The sequence below is a fragment of the Qipengyuania intermedia genome, from assembly GCF_019711615.1.
Lineage (GTDB): Bacteria > Pseudomonadota > Alphaproteobacteria > Sphingomonadales > Sphingomonadaceae > Qipengyuania > Qipengyuania intermedia.
Genome location: NZ_JAIGNS010000001.1, coordinates 1,122,651 through 1,136,442 on the forward strand (window position 1 = coordinate 1,122,651; position 13,792 = coordinate 1,136,442).

Annotated in this window: 14 protein-coding genes; 8 read left to right on the top strand and 6 right to left on the bottom strand. The window is 63.1% G+C overall.

The window, feature by feature from the left end; genetic code table 11:
• Nucleotides 1-20 precede the first annotated feature (20 nt).
• Both K3179_RS13515 and K3179_RS05635 read right to left on the bottom strand, forming a co-directional pair.
• Nucleotides 21-155 carry a hypothetical protein gene (locus K3179_RS13515; protein ID WP_282098703.1) on the bottom strand — a complete coding sequence of 45 codons (135 nt, stop codon included), beginning with the start codon at nt 153-155 and terminating at the stop codon, nt 21-23.
• 60 nt (nt 156-215) lie between these two features.
• On the bottom strand, nt 216-485 hold the full coding sequence (locus tag K3179_RS05635) for a PqqD family protein (protein WP_221562844.1): 270 nt from the start codon (nt 483-485) through the stop codon (nt 216-218).
• A gap of 133 nt (nt 486-618) precedes the next feature.
• Between K3179_RS05635 and rpe the strand changes: the two genes are divergently transcribed.
• The 8 genes from rpe to K3179_RS05675 all read left to right on the top strand — a co-directional run bounded on the left by rpe (nt 619) and on the right by K3179_RS05675 (nt 9,749).
• Nucleotides 619-1,281: a ribulose-phosphate 3-epimerase gene (gene rpe, locus K3179_RS05640; RefSeq protein ID WP_221562845.1), complete on the top strand. Its 663-nt coding sequence runs from the start codon at nt 619-621 to the stop codon at nt 1,279-1,281.
• Complete coding sequence (locus tag K3179_RS05645; RefSeq protein WP_221562846.1) at nt 1,278-3,140, top strand: heparinase II/III family protein; 1,863 nt, start codon at nt 1,278-1,280, stop codon at nt 3,138-3,140. Before rpe ends, K3179_RS05645 begins: the two co-directional genes overlap by 4 nt.
• Before the next feature lie 5 nt (nt 3,141-3,145).
• Entirely contained in the window at nt 3,146-4,732 is a 1,587-nt protein-coding gene (gene purH, locus K3179_RS05650; protein WP_221562847.1) for a bifunctional phosphoribosylaminoimidazolecarboxamide formyltransferase/IMP cyclohydrolase, read from the top strand.
• Nucleotides 4,733-4,951: 219 nt separating this feature from the next.
• Nucleotides 4,952-5,632 carry a peptide-methionine (S)-S-oxide reductase MsrA gene (gene msrA / locus K3179_RS05655; protein WP_221562848.1) on the top strand — a complete coding sequence of 227 codons (681 nt, stop codon included), beginning with the start codon at nt 4,952-4,954 and terminating at the stop codon, nt 5,630-5,632.
• 36 nt (nt 5,633-5,668) lie between these two features.
• Nucleotides 5,669-6,136, top strand: a complete 468-nt coding sequence (locus K3179_RS05660; RefSeq protein ID WP_090476914.1) for a Fur family transcriptional regulator — start codon at nt 5,669-5,671, stop codon at nt 6,134-6,136.
• Nucleotides 6,137-6,217: 81 nt separating this feature from the next.
• Nucleotides 6,218-8,140 (top strand): 1-deoxy-D-xylulose-5-phosphate synthase, encoded by a 1,923-nt coding sequence (gene dxs, locus K3179_RS05665; protein WP_221562849.1) that lies wholly within the window; start codon nt 6,218-6,220, stop codon nt 8,138-8,140.
• Nucleotides 8,137-8,955, top strand: a complete 819-nt coding sequence (locus tag K3179_RS05670; RefSeq protein WP_221562850.1) for an alpha/beta hydrolase — start codon at nt 8,137-8,139, stop codon at nt 8,953-8,955. Before dxs ends, K3179_RS05670 begins: the two co-directional genes overlap by 4 nt.
• A complete protein-coding gene (locus tag K3179_RS05675; protein WP_221562851.1) occupies nt 8,952-9,749 on the top strand; it encodes a crotonase/enoyl-CoA hydratase family protein in 798 nt (265 codons plus the stop codon). Before K3179_RS05670 ends, K3179_RS05675 begins: the two co-directional genes overlap by 4 nt.
• 1 nt (nt 9,750) lies before the next feature.
• On the opposite strand, the gene K3179_RS05680 is transcribed toward K3179_RS05675, so the two are convergent.
• From K3179_RS05680 to K3179_RS05695, 4 genes are read right to left on the bottom strand one after another with little or no spacing between them, the layout of a single operon-like run.
• Nucleotides 9,751-10,428 carry an NnrU family protein gene (locus K3179_RS05680; protein ID WP_221562852.1) on the bottom strand — a complete coding sequence of 226 codons (678 nt, stop codon included), beginning with the start codon at nt 10,426-10,428 and terminating at the stop codon, nt 9,751-9,753.
• A gap of 54 nt (nt 10,429-10,482) precedes the next feature.
• Complete coding sequence (locus tag K3179_RS05685; protein WP_345722155.1) at nt 10,483-10,992, bottom strand: FKBP-type peptidyl-prolyl cis-trans isomerase; 510 nt, start codon at nt 10,990-10,992, stop codon at nt 10,483-10,485.
• Entirely contained in the window at nt 10,989-12,365 is a 1,377-nt protein-coding gene (locus K3179_RS05690) for an amidohydrolase family protein (protein ID WP_221562853.1), read from the bottom strand. The genes K3179_RS05685 and K3179_RS05690 overlap by 4 nt, the downstream gene beginning before the upstream one ends.
• A complete protein-coding gene (locus tag K3179_RS05695) occupies nt 12,362-13,732 on the bottom strand; it encodes an amidohydrolase (RefSeq protein WP_221562854.1) in 1,371 nt (456 codons plus the stop codon). The genes K3179_RS05690 and K3179_RS05695 overlap by 4 nt, the downstream gene beginning before the upstream one ends.
• Nucleotides 13,733-13,792 lie beyond the last annotated feature (60 nt).

Genomic DNA, 13,792 nt, shown 5'->3' on the forward strand with positions numbered 1-13,792 from the left:
CCGATCGTCCGGTGCTGTCGTCAGGAATGCTTGTTACCGGCAGCCTGCGCAAAGGGAACGGGCGGACCAGCGATGTCGCGGATCGTGCCGAGGCGCACCAGTTCGGGACGCTGCCATTTGGCCTTGCCGGTCTTGTCGTCATTCTTTCGGGTCATGCTGGTCGGCCTTTCGGTGCCGACCATACCATTCAAGCGCCGGTGGTCAAAAGCCCGATTTCAGTCAATTTTCTCCACCAGCCGCGCGTCTTCCAGCGCCCTGACCAGATCGGATGCGTCCCGCTCTATTACCTGCGCTGTCGCATCGAAACCAGGTGCAAGAACGGCAGCGATCGCCCCTGTGTCGCGCTGCCCGTCGATGGCTTCCCAGATTGCACGGGCGGTGCCGCTCAGAGAAAACAGTTCGCCACCATCGAGATCGATCAGCAGGATCTCGTCTCCGACCTCGGTCGCGATGAAGTTGCCTGTAAGCTTTCGGATGGCGGACATGCTCGCGACCTTATCGGGAAAACGCACCCGTTCCACCCCGTATCGTGGAAAAGCGTGGGCGCGCGGCTTGTGAGGTGGTGGCTCGCGCGCGTAGGCGAAAGGCAGGCTCATCGCGAACCGCCGGAAAGCGCCCATGACTGCCCCGTTGATTTCCCCCTCCATCCTGTCCGCCGATTTTGCCCGGCTGGGCGAGGAGGTGCGTGCAGTCGATGAAGCCGGTGCCGACTGGATCCATATCGATGTGATGGACGGGCACTATGTCCCCAACATCACTATCGGTCCGGCCGTCGTAAAGGCATTGCGCCCCCATTCGGACAAGCCGTTCGACGTTCATTTGATGATCGCTCCGATCGACCCGTATCTCGAGGCATTCGCGGATGCGGGCGCGGATATCATCACGGTTCATCCCGAAGCGGGTCCGCATATCCACCGCACGCTGCAAGCCATCAAGGGCCTGGGCAAGAAAGCGGGCGTGGTCCTCAATCCGGGCACGAGCGTCGAAGCGCTCGATTATCTGCTTGAAGACGTCGACCTCGTCCTGGTGATGAGCGTCAATCCCGGTTTCGGCGGCCAGAGCTTCATTCATTCCCAGTTGCGCAAGATCGAGGCCATCCGCAAACGCATCGACGCGCTGGGCAAGGATATCCGCCTCGAAGTAGACGGCGGCGTCGACCCCACGACCGCGCCGCTCTGTGTCGATGCAGGCGCAGACGTGCTGGTGGCTGGGTCCGCTACTTTCAGGGGTGGGCCGGACAAATACGCATCCAATATCGCTGCCCTGAAGGGACTTGGATGATGGAAGGGCATTCCGACCTGCTGAGCGTTGCACGCGAAGATGCGTCTGACGAAGAGCAGGTCGCGCTGCCTCTGGGCGATACGCCCGAGCCGCTTGTTGCTGCGGCCCCTGCAAACGAACCGGAGGCGGAAATCGAACCGGCGCGGGCGCTCGTGCTGTCCGACTTCCAGCCGCCGCGCAGTGGTCCGCTGCACGCCGCCTTGCGGCTGGCATACAAATTGGGCGTCCCCGGGCAGATACTGTCATCTCCCTTGCGCAAGCCGGCCAAGCCGCGCCTCCTGGGCACGGTGGAGAGCCCCCTTGCGGGTAACCGGACGGCAGGCGTCGCGCTGCGCGCCGGACAATTTTTCGCAGGCGGCCTCAAGCATCCGCTTGCCAAGATAGATTACCGCTCGCCGTCGAAGATGACGCCGCCCTTCGTTCGCGCGGTGCACGGCTTTACGTGGATGCGCGACCTCGCTTCCAGCGCGCCGCGCGCACAATGTGCAGGTACGGCGGGCGACATGTTTGCTGCCTGGCTCAAGGCGAACCCGCAGCCGGGGAAGGGGCCTGCCTGGACTGTCGAGCTAGCCGGCCTGCGGCTGCTCAACTGGCTGGTTCATGCGCCGATCGTGCTGACCGGCGAGGGTGAGAAGCACAAGCCCAGGTTTCTCGAGGCTCTCGAAATCACGGCTAGGTGGCTCGATCGCAATGTAACGCGTGAAGACGACCGCCTCGCGCAGGCGTCCGGCTGGTCAGGATTGCTCGCCGCCGGCCTGCTTTTGCCCGATGGCAAGGCGCGCAAGCTCTATGCCGAAGCGGGCCTGCTGCGCACGCTTGGCGAGATGGTCGGCGACGACGGCGGCGTCCTGTCGCGTTGCCCTTCGGCGCAGGCCGATGCGATCGCCCTCCTGGTCGAAGTGCGCGCCTGCTACGCCGCAGTGGGCGAGGATGCCCCGGCCGCGCTCGACACGATGCTCGCCCTGCTTGTTCCTGCGCTGCTCGGTGTGCGTATGGGCGACCGGGGGCTCGGCAGCTGGCAAGGCGGCGTTGCCATGAGCGAGAGCGTTCTCGATGCCCTTGTCACAGCAAGCGGCGTGCGAACCCGCCCCTTGGCCGAGGCGGGGCAATGGGGTTTCCAGCGCGTCAAGGCCAGGGAAGCGGTGCTGGTGCTGGATGCGGCCCCGCCGCCAAAGCCTCGCCATGCCCGCCACGCCTGCGCGTCGACGCTCGCCTTCGAGTTCTCGCACGGGCCGCAGCGCATCATCGTCAATTGCGGCGGGGCGGCACTTGCCGGCGCACTCGTGCCGGCGCGGATCGAGCAGGGATTGCGCGGCACTTCGGCCCATTCGACCATGGTGCTGGACGATGCCAATTCCACTGCAATCCTCTTGCACGGCCAGATCGGCAAGGGTGTCGAGGAAGTCGATTTCACGCGCGAGACCCTGTTGCAGGGCAAGAAGTCTGGCACCAAGCTTGAAGCCGCGCATAACGGCTACGCCGCACGCTTCGGATTGGTCCACCGCCGCATTTTGATCCTGTCTGACGAAGGCCATGAACTGCGCGGCGAGGACGTGCTCGAACCATCGGGCCGCAAGGGCAAGCGCGGCAAGATCGGCTATGCCATGCGCTTTCATCTCGGGCGCGGGGTTGAGGCCAAGCCGACCGAGGACGGCCGCGGCGTCCACTTGGTCATGCCCGATGCAAGCTACTGGCAATTCCGCCTTGGTGGCGATAGCGGCGAGGCCGGTTGCAGCGTCGAGGATTCGCTGTGGGTCGATGGCCACGGACGTCCGCATGCAACGAAGCAGATCGTAGTCGAAGGGCTGACCGCCCGCAGCGGGGGGCGCTTCCCCTGGCTGCTCAAACGAATGGGGTAATTCACTTGGCTGATGTGGCAATCAACCGGGCACTGCTTTCGGTGTCCGACAAGAGCGGATTGGTGGAACTGGGCACCGCGCTGGCTGGCAAGGGCGTGGAACTGGTCTCGACCGGCGGAACGGCCAGAGCGCTGCGCGAAGCCGGTCTCGACGTGAAGGACGTTTCCGATCTGACCGGTTTTCCGGAAATGATGGATGGCCGGGTCAAGACGCTGCACCCCATGGTCCATGGCGGCCTTCTCGCGGTGCGGGACAACCCCGAACACGCCGCTGCCATGGAAGAGCACGCTATCGGCGCGATCGATCTCGTCGTCGTCAATCTCTACCCATTCGAGGCCACTGTGGCCAAAGGTGCAGAGCGCGACGAAATCATCGAGAACATCGATATCGGCGGGCCGTCGATGGTGCGCAGCGCTGCCAAGAACCACCAATATGTGACGATAGTGACCGATCCGGCGGACTATGAAACGCTGATCGGCGAATTGGAACAGGGCGGCAGTACCTCGCTCGAATTCCGCCGGAAATGCGCCGCGAAGGCCTTTGCAGCAACGGCAGCCTACGACAGCATGATCAGCCAGTGGTTCGCCTTCGCCGACCAGCGAGAAACCTTGCCCGGCATGCTGGCGGTCAACGGCAAGAACCCGGTCGAATTGCGATACGGCGAAAATCCGCACCAGAAGGCGGCGCTTTACACGCCTGTCGGACCGCACGCCAAAGGCATCGCCCAGGCCGAGCAGCTGCAGGGCAAGGAGCTCAGCTACAACAACTATAACGACGCCGACGCCGCGCTCGAGCTTTGCGCGGAATTTGCGGGCAGCGATCCGGCAGTTGTCATCGTCAAGCACGCCAACCCTTGCGGAGTGGCGCAGGCATCGACATTGATTGAGGCGTGGAATGACGCGCTCGCGTGCGACAGCGTTTCGGCCTTCGGCGGCATCGTCGCGGTCAACACGGAACTCGATGGCCAGACTGCCGCAGCAATCTGCGAGATATTCACCGAGGTCGTGATCGCTCCTTCTGTCAGCGACGAGGCGCGCGAGGCTTTTGCAAAGAAGAAAAACCTTCGCCTGCTCGTCACGGGCGACCTGCCCGACCCGCGCCGCGGCGGATTGATGGTCAAGCCGATCACTGGCGGTCTCCTGGTCCAGACGCGCGATAATGGCGCGATCAGCGAAGCCGATCTGAAAGTCGTCACGCAGCGCCACCCCACGGAGCAGGAATTGAAGGATTGCTTCTTCGCCTGGACCGTGGCGCGCCACGTCAAATCCAACGCGATCGTCTATGCCAAGGACGGCGCGACTGCCGGAATCGGGGCAGGGCAGATGAACCGCCGCGATTCGTCGCGCATCGCCGCAATGAAGGCTGCCGAGGCCGCCGAGAAATACGAGTGGTCCCAGCCGCGCACGGTCGGCAGTGCCGTGGCATCGGATGCGTTCTTCCCCTTCGCCGATGGACTTCTTGCTGCGGCAGAAGCGGGCGCGACTGCGATCATCCAGCCGGGCGGATCGATCCGCGACGACGAGGTTATTGCAGCCGCCGATGAGAAGGGTCTCGCGATGGTGTTCACGGGAATGCGCCACTTCCGGCATTGATCCGCGGGCTGATCGCCTGAACGAATTACAACCATCGCATTAAGTATGTTGCAATCGGTATGCCTGTAACCAGATGGCCAGGCATACCGAAAGACATCCCATGAACCTCTTCACCCCTGACCTCTATCGCAACTTTGCCATCGGCTTCATGGCCGGTGCGCTCGTCATCGCCGCTTCGAATGGAGAGGCGCTGCTCGCAGCTATTCCGGCGCTGTTCTGATGCGCAAGGTTGCCGCCCTCTTTGCCGCAGCCGCCCTTTTCGGGGCGAGTGCATGCCAGCAACCCGCATTCGCCGCAGAGCGCGTCGTCGAGGCGCCCGCAGCTTCGCGTATTGCCAAAGAAGGTGCTGGTCTGAAAACGGCGATTTTCGCCGGTGGGTGTTTCTGGGGTGTGGAAGCGGTCTTCAGCCATACAAAGGGCGTGACCAGCGCCGTTTCCGGCTATCATGGCGGCACCAGGCGCCAGGCGGATTACAAGCTGGTATCTTCGGGCATCACCGATCACGTCGAAGCGGTGAAGGTTACGTACGACCCGCGCGTAGTGCGTTACGACGAATTGCTGCGGATATTCTTTTCCGTCATCGCCGACCCGACGCTGAAGGATCGCCAGGGTCCGGATCGCGGCGCACACTATAATGCAGAGCTCATTCCGCTTTCCGCAGAACAGCGCGCCGTCGCTTCGGCCTATCTTGCCAAGCTTAAAAAGAGCGGCCTGTGGTCACGTCCGATCGTGACTTCGATAGAGCCTGCCAAGACGTTCTATCCCGCCGAGACCTATCATCAGGATTTCGCCGCCAAGAACCCGCGCCACCCCTATATAACCCGTTGGGATGCGCCCAAAGTGGCGGCGCTCAAGCGGCTTTACCCCTCGCTCTACCGCGCAGAGTTCAAGCGCTACTAGCTTGCACCTTGGCAGGTGGGCGCTTACCTCCCTTCCATGGCCCAGCACGCACATTCCCATAAGGAACACTCCGGCGAAGACCTGGTCGACGCTGCTCGCCACACGCTCACCGATGCGGGCGAGCAATGGACGGGTATGCGCCAATCGGTTTTCGAGGAACTTTCCCGACACGAAAAACCGGCGAGCGCTTATGACATCGCGGACAACCTCTCGGCGGCGCGGGGCAAACGCGTGGCACCGAACAGCGTTTATCGCATCCTCGACCTCTTCGTGCGGAACAACCTGGCGAACAGGATCGAAAGCGCCAACGCCTATCTCGTCAACACGCATCCGGGCTGCCGTCACGACTGCATTTTCCTGATCTGTGACGATTGCGGCAAGGCTCTCCATATCGACGACGACCGCGTGACCGGTGCGCTGCGCGAGGCGGGCAAGGATGCCGGTTTCGTCGACGTACGTCCCGTGGTCGAGCTGCGCGGTTTGTGCGACGAGTGCGGCGCATAGAGACTGTCGACGCCAGACCGTGCATGACTTGCGACAAGCCGTTCATCGACAGTTGTGAAAACGCGGTGTAAGGCACTCGCTATGACGACGCGACCCGAAACGCCGCTGCTGGATACAGTCGATACTCCGGCTGATCTCCGCAAACTCGACAAATCCCAGCTGCGCCAGCTCTCCGACGAGCTGCGCGCGGAAATGATCGACGCTGTCGGGACGACGGGTGGTCACCTCGGTTCCGGCCTCGGCGTAGTCGAGCTTACGACTGCCATCCACTATGTTTTTGATACGCCGACCGACAAGCTTGTCTGGGACGTCGGGCACCAGTGCTATCCGCACAAGATCCTGACCGGGCGGCGCGACCGGATCCGCACGCTGCGCCAGGGCGGCGGCCTTTCGGGTTTCACCAAGCGCGCGGAAAGCGAATACGATCCTTTCGGTGCAGCGCACTCCTCGACCTCGATCAGCGCGGCACTCGGCTTTGCCATGGCCAACAAGATGCAGGGACGTCCCGGCCGCGGCATCGCGGTGATCGGCGACGGCGCGATGAGCGCGGGCATGGCCTATGAGGCGATGAACAACGCCGAGCAGGCCGGCAATCGCCTCGTGGTTATCCTTAACGACAACGACATGTCGATCGCGCCCCCGGTGGGTGGCCTTTCGGCATATCTAGCGCGCATGGTGTCGAGCAGCGAATATCTCGGCCTCCGGTCGATGGCCTCGAAGATCGCCCGCAAGATGGGCCGCCGCGTATGGGGCGGGCTTGAAAAGGCGGAAGAATATGCCCGCGGCATGGTGACCGGCGGGACCATGTTCGAAGAACTCGGCTTTTATTACGTGGGCCCCATCGACGGGCACAATCTCGACCACCTCATCCCGGTGCTGGAGAATGTGCGCGACAGCGAGCAGGGCCCTGTCCTGATTCATGTGGTGACGCAAAAGGGCAAGGGCTATGCGCCTGCCGAAAACAGCGCCGACAAATATCACGGCGTTGCAAAATTCGATGTCGTGACCGGCGAGCAGAAGAAGAGCTCGGGCGGTCCGCCTGCATACCAGAATGTGTTCGGGGAAACGCTGGCGAAGCTTGCTAATGACGACCCGCGCATCTGCGCTATCACGGCCGCCATGCCGAGCGGTACGGGGGTCGACAAATTCGCCAAGGCGCACCCTGACAAGGCCTTCGACGTTGGCATTGCCGAACAGCATGGCGTGACCTTTGCTGCTGGACTCGCGGCAGAAGGCATGCGCCCGTTCGCGGCGATCTATTCGACCTTCCTCCAGCGCGCCTACGACCAGGTCGTCCATGACGTTGCGATCCAGAACCTGCCTGTGCGCTTCGCCATCGACCGTGCTGGTCTCGTGGGTGCCGACGGTTGCACCCACGCCGGTTCTTTCGACATCACCTATCTCGCCACGCTTCCCAACATGGTTGTGATGGCCGCCGCCGACGAGGCCGAGCTGGCGCATATGACCTACACGGCGGCAGAGTATGACGATGGGCCCATCGCCTTCCGCTATCCGCGCGGCGCAGGTGTTGGCGTGGAAATCCCGGAACAGCTCAAAAAGCTGGAGATCGGTAAAGGCCGCATCGTTCGCGAAGGCACGAAGGTCGCCATCCTTTCACTAGGCGCGCGTCTCGAAGAGGCGAAGAAGGCTGCCGACCAGCTCGAAGCCAAAGGCCTTTCGACCACGGTAGCCGACATGCGCTTTGCCAAGCCGCTCGACACCGCGCTGATCGAGAAGCTGATGCGTAGCCACGAAGTCGTCGTCACGGTCGAGGAAGGCGCTATCGGTGGTCTAGGCGCACACGTGCTGACCTTCGCCTCTGACGAGGGCCTGACGGACACCGGCCTCAAGGTCCGCACCATGCGCCTGCCCGATATCTTCCAGGACCAGGACGATCCGGCCAAGCAGTATGACGAAGCAGGTCTCAACGCCCCGCAGATCGTCGACACGGTGCTCGGCGCGCTTCGGCACAATTCCGCAGGTGTCGAAGAGGCGCGGGCTTGAGCCGACCGGTCCGCGTCCTCTTGTGGATCGTCGGCCTCGCAATCGCAGCCTACCTGATAGTGCTGACGCTCCTTTGGAGCCAGCAGCAAAGCCTGATTTATCCCGCGCCGAAAAAGCTGAACCCGCTGACGGGCGGGTTCGAACAAGTTACCTACCGCACCAGTGACGGGCTCGACCTTGCCGCCGGATACCGCGCGGGCGAGCCAGGTAAACCAACCATCATCTACTTCCACGGCAATGGCGCAGATTGGGTGTCGAGCGTTGTTGCGACCGACCGGCTCGTACCTCTGGGCTATGGCGTTCTGGCAGCTGAATACCGCGGCTATCGTGGCAATCCCGGAACGCCGCATGAGGACGGTCTCTACCGCGACGGACGGGCGGCTCTCGCCTTCCTTGCAACCCGCGGCATAGCCGCAGGGGATGTCGTCATCATCGGCAATTCGATCGGCTCCGGCGTCGCGGTCCAGATAGCCAGCGAGCAGGCGCCACAGGCACTCGTGCTAATCTCGCCGTTCGCCAGCCTGCGTCAGCTCGTCGGCGAGAAAATGCGCTGGGCACCGACCGGCCTGTTGCTTCGTGACCGCTACGAGAATGCCGAGAAGATCGTGAGCATCGACGCGCCGCTGTTGCTGTTGCATGGCAGCGCCGACACGCTGATCCCCGATGCGCATTCGCGGCAGCTCGAAAGGGTGCGCGATGATGCGACGCTGGTCATTTTCGAAGGCAAGGGACACGACCTTGCGTGGCACGACGAAGCCGAAGAGGCCGTGCTGTCCTTTCTCCAAACTCTGGACAAGCGAGGAAACGCGCGATGAGCCTGCTCCAAATCGTCAAGGCCGACCATATTGCCACTCTGACTTTGAACCGTCCGGACAGCATGAATCCGCTTGGCGCTGCGGGCGATGGTGACGCTTTTGCCAGGGCTTGCGATGCCATCAATGCCGACATGGATGTGCGCTGCGTCATCCTGACCGGCGCGGGACGGGCGTTCAGTGCCGGCGGCGACATCAAAGCGATGAAGGAAAAGACGGGCAATTTCGGCGGTACAGCTCCCGAGATCGCCGACGGGTACCGCAACAACATCCACAAGATCCTGCGCGCGCTATACTCGCTTCGCGTGCCGCTTATCGCAGCGGTCAACGGCCCGGCGATCGGTCTCGGCTGCGATCTTGCCTGCCTCGCCGATATGCGGATCGCGAGCGAGAAGGCGAAGTTCGGCGTCACGTTCCTCAAGCTCGGCATCATTCCGGGCGATGGCGGCACCTGGATCCTGCCCCGGATCATTGGCGAAGCGCGCGCGGCGGAACTGTTTTACACCGGCGACGTGATCGAGGCCGGGACGGCTCTCGACTGGGGCCTCGTCAGCCGAGTGGTCGACCATGACGCCTTGCTGGATGATGCAAATGCGCTTGCCGCCAAGGTCGCAGCCATGCCCCCGCATGCGCTACGCCAAGCGAAGAACCTCATGCGGCAGGGGCGTTCAACGACTTACGACGCGGCGCTCGAAATGGCAGCGAACGCACAGGCGCTGATGCATTCGACGCGAGATCACATGGAGGGGGTCGACGCCCTGATCGAAAAGCGCGCGCCGAAGTTCACCGGCGAATAGATTAGCCGATCCAGCGCCAGATCCCTGCGGGAATACCGCCTGCGTGGATGTGGCTCCAGCTGATCAGAAGCCACACGGCGATCCCTGCTAGCCAAAGGCCGAAGCCCGCCTTCGGCAGATTGCTCCAGCGCGGCCAGTAGCTCGTACGCGCCTCCCAGTGTTGCCAGGCTTCGCCCATGAGGACTTCCTTCTTGCGATCCTGCATCCGTGCGCCAACAAGGGCCAGGAGGAGGATCGAAAGGGCGACGATATTCGTTCGCCAGCTCCACCACAGGACGATGTGGCTCACTGACCAGAGAGCAAAGCCCCACATCATCGGATGGCGGGTCACGAGGTAGACGCCGCCCGGTTCTTTTTCTGCAAGCTTCTCGGCACCGGGAGCGGGCGTAGCCGGGTTGCCTCTTAGCGAGCCGAGAAACAGGACGAGAGCAGGCAAGGTCAGGACGGTGGCAATGATCCACCCGATTTCGCCGCTGCCGCCAAGGCCGGCAGAGGTAACACTGGTGAAAGCGAAGTACATCCACGCCATGCAGGCCGCCGCGACAACGCTGTAGAGCGCAAGGAAGCCACCCGCGCCCAGAGCTCGCACGAGGGTGCCGCGCAAGGGATGCGACAGTGCGAAATGCGTGCCGACGAAAACGGTCGATGCGGCGATCAGCGAAACGAGAGCGGTATCCATGGCTATCTCCCCGGCCGGAGCCAGTTAGGTAGCAAATAAAAACCTATCCGGCAATCACTGGCTTTCGATGTCCAATAATTCGACCTTGAAGACGAGTGTGGCGCCGCCCGGGATCGGACCTTTGCCCTTCGCTCCGTAGGCCAGGTCGGCGGGCGCCGCGATTTCAATCGCCTCGCCTACGCGCATCTCGGGTATGGCCATCTGCCATGCCTTGACGAGACGCCCGAGCGGGAAGGTTACCGGTTTCCCCCGGTCATAGCTGGAATCGAACGTCTCTCCATCGATGAAGGTACCGGCGTAGTGGACCGTGACCCTGTCGGCGACGGTCGGCTTGGCCCCGGTGCCCTTGTATTCGAGATAGCGCCAGTAGAGGCCGCCATCCATGTATCGCCAGCCATCTTCCGGCGCGAGCCTGGCCAGATAGGCCTGCTGTGCGCTCATCCAGGCGATGTCCTGCGAACGGTCGGGCGGACTGTCCTGCGCGACCGCCGCATAGGTGCCGACAGCGGCAAAGGCAGCCGCCACGGCAAACACCATTCCGCGCATTTCCTTGGGAATACTCACCAGTCGTACGCCTCCGGCAGGGTACTTTCATCAAGCTCGCGATACCGATCGCGCAGGCGGCTCTGATGGTTTTCGAGCGGCTGCTCGATCCCGTCGATATAGACGCGTACCGGGGTAGAGCCGACTTCCAGCGGATCACCATCCCAGACGACCAGATCGCCATTGGCGCCCGGTGCAAGAACGCCGGCCTTGCCGCCCATCCCGCTAATCTCGGCGGGAACGGAACTGATGGCCGCGAATGCCTGACCCCAGCTCAGCCCATCGGCACCGGGCATGCGTGTGAGGGCGACGAGATTGCCTGCGTATTGGTTGAGATTGCGCGGGTTCTCCATAGCGGCAGCGTTGATCGCGACCTTCACCCCGGCTTTCACCATGCGGCCGATGTTCGACTGGGTGCTGGCAAGCTGGTCGAAACCCTGGGGCAGGTCGTCCAGGCCATCGGCAATAACCGGAACCCCTGCTGCAGCAATGTCGCTCGCCACCAGCCAGCCTTCACTCGCGCCGACCAGGACCATGTCCAGGCGCGGGAATTCCTTCTTCAGGGCAAGCGCGCTGCGGATATCGGCGGCCCGCTCGACCATGACGTAGAGCGGTTGTTCGCCGCGTGCGACGGGAATCAATGCGGCCGCGTCGAACCGGGTCAGAAGGACATCCGAAGCGCGATCGCGCGACATGCGCGCCATCCGGCTGTCGATGCCGATATCGTCACCCTGGCGCGAAGTGCCTCCGCTACCGGTGCTGCGGAGCGTACCGCTGCGTTCGAACTCGCCCGCCTCGAGCAGGGCATTGCGGAACAGGGCTTGCGCTGAAGTCCTGCTGCCGCCCGAGAGGCGTGCGCCGCCTTCTCCCAACTCCACCACCTGGAAGGCGCGTGGCGTCGTGACCGCATCGGCGTCCGAACCCAGGTCGATGATCGCGCCCTGGCCGGCGAAGATAGACCCGCTGGCCGAGCCGACCACTGCGGCGCGCGTGATGCCCGCCGCACGATGGATGAGGATGTGCTGCGAGGCAGGGTTGATGACCGGAGCCACATCGAGCGCGGCGCTGAAGGGCGAGCCATTGGCGCGAATATCGTTCGATTCGCTAACCGCTCCGACGTCCCACAGGCCGAGGTTCGTAACAGTGGCGAAAAGGCCCGGCGTCACCCAGGTACCGTTTCCATCGATCGCATTGCTCGTTTCGCGGGCCGGGGCGCCGCTATCGGGCCCGGCATACACGACGCGGCCATTGCGGATCGATACCGTCGCGCCCTGGATCGGCTCGGAACCGTCACCGGTGGCGACCGTGGCGTTGATGATGTCGACGTTTTGTGCAGCGACCGGTGCGGCCATGGCGAATGCTGCACTCGCCGCGAGGAGGATAGCGCGCTTCATTTCACGTCTCCTTCACCGGGCTGGCCGAGCTCGAAGTCGCTCACCGGCCGACGCTTGCGGTCCATGGCATCGAACAGCAATGCGCCGTCCACCCAGACCTTTTCGGGTCGCGAATAGACGCTGAGGGGGTTGCCGTTCCACAGGACGACATCGGCCATCTTGCCCGGCTCAAGGCTCCCGGTCATTGCATCGATGCCCATGGCTTTCGCAGGGTTGAGGGTGATCCAGCGGATGACCTGCGCGTCGGAGATGTCGATGCCCACGCGTGCACCTGCCGCCTGTGCTTTCGCCGCTTCCTGGTTCAACCGCTGGATGCCGTTGGCATCGTCGGAATGGATGACCACGCAGGCGTCCTCGCGCTGCAGATAGGCCGCGTTTTCGAGGATGCCGTCGTAGGCTTCCATCTTGAAGCCGTACCAGTCGGCCCAGATGGCGCTGCACACGTCGTTTTCCCGCAGGAGGTCGCCGATCTTGTAGGCTTCTACAGCGTGGTGGAACGCGCTCACCTTGTAGCCCATCTCCTTGGCCATATCCATGACCAGCGCCATCTCGTCAGCGCGATAGCAGTGGTTGTGGACAAGGATCTCCCCGTCGAGGACGCCCTTCAATGTTTCCTTGGCGAGGTCGCGTTTCTTGCCATCATAGGCCTTGGCATCGAGCCACGTCTGCCGGTTGACCGCAAAATTGCCCATGCGGGTCGAGGGCATCCGGCCACGATTTCCGTAGACGCGTTTGGGGTTTTCGCCGCACGCCATCTTGAAGCCATAGGGCGCGCCGGGGAATTTCATGCCCTGCACCGTGCGCGATGGTACGTTCTTGAGCGTCGCGCTGCGTCCGCCCATGAGGTTGGCCGAACCCGGCAGGACCTGCAGGCTGGTCACCCCGCCATTTGCAAGCGCGCGGGCGAAGCCCGGGTCCTGCGGCCAGACGGAATGTTCCGCCCAGACTTCGGGGGTTGTCGGGCTCGTTGCTTCGTTGCCATCGGAATGCGCGTCGACGCTTGGTGTCGGATAGTCGCCGAGGTGCGAGTGGATGTCGATAATACCCGGCGTCACGAATTTGCCGGTTCCGTCGAACACGGCGATGTCTGCCGGAACCGGCGTATCCGGCCCGCCGATCGAGACGATCTTTCCGCCGCTGAAGAATACCGTACCGTTGTCGATCCTGCCGCCCACACCGTCGTATATCGTCGCACCTACCAGTGCCGTGGGTGCTCCCGGATAGGGCTCGTACGTCGACGGGAACGGCGTGTCGGTGGTCGCCTGCGATCTGCTGGCGCTTTCGGTTTCCGCCGTTCCATTGGTCGAGCAGGCGGCGAGCGCGATGGCAAGCGTACCTGCGGCGATGGTCTTGAGCTTTGTATTCATGGGAGCCTTCATGCCGTGAGACGTCTGATTTGCAAATATCGGGCGCAAAGAAAAAGGGCG

Bases quoted from the DNA above. Each gene is read 5' to 3' on its own strand.
- rpe (WP_221562845.1), top strand. From the start codon at position 619: ATGACTGCCCCGTTGATTTCCCCCTCCATCCTGTCCGCCGATTTTGCC.
- K3179_RS05660 (WP_090476914.1), top strand. From the start codon at position 5,669: ATGGCCCAGCACGCACATTCCCATAAGGAACACTCCGGCGAAGACCTG.
- K3179_RS05635 (WP_221562844.1), bottom strand. From the start codon at position 485: ATGTCCGCCATCCGAAAGCTTACAGGCAACTTCATCGCGACCGAGGTC.
- K3179_RS13515 (WP_282098703.1), bottom strand. From the start codon at position 155: ATGACCCGAAAGAATGACGACAAGACCGGCAAGGCCAAATGGCAGCGT.
- dxs (WP_221562849.1), top strand. From the start codon at position 6,218: ATGACGACGCGACCCGAAACGCCGCTGCTGGATACAGTCGATACTCCG.
- K3179_RS05675 (WP_221562851.1), top strand. From the start codon at position 8,952: ATGAGCCTGCTCCAAATCGTCAAGGCCGACCATATTGCCACTCTGACT.
- K3179_RS05680 (WP_221562852.1), bottom strand. From the start codon at position 10,428: ATGGATACCGCTCTCGTTTCGCTGATCGCCGCATCGACCGTTTTCGTC.
- msrA (WP_221562848.1), top strand. From the start codon at position 4,952: ATGCGCAAGGTTGCCGCCCTCTTTGCCGCAGCCGCCCTTTTCGGGGCG.
- K3179_RS05695 (WP_221562854.1), bottom strand. From the start codon at position 13,732: ATGAATACAAAGCTCAAGACCATCGCCGCAGGTACGCTTGCCATCGCG.
- K3179_RS05645 (WP_221562846.1), top strand. From the start codon at position 1,278: ATGATGGAAGGGCATTCCGACCTGCTGAGCGTTGCACGCGAAGATGCG.
- K3179_RS05690 (WP_221562853.1), bottom strand. From the start codon at position 12,365: ATGAAGCGCGCTATCCTCCTCGCGGCGAGTGCAGCATTCGCCATGGCC.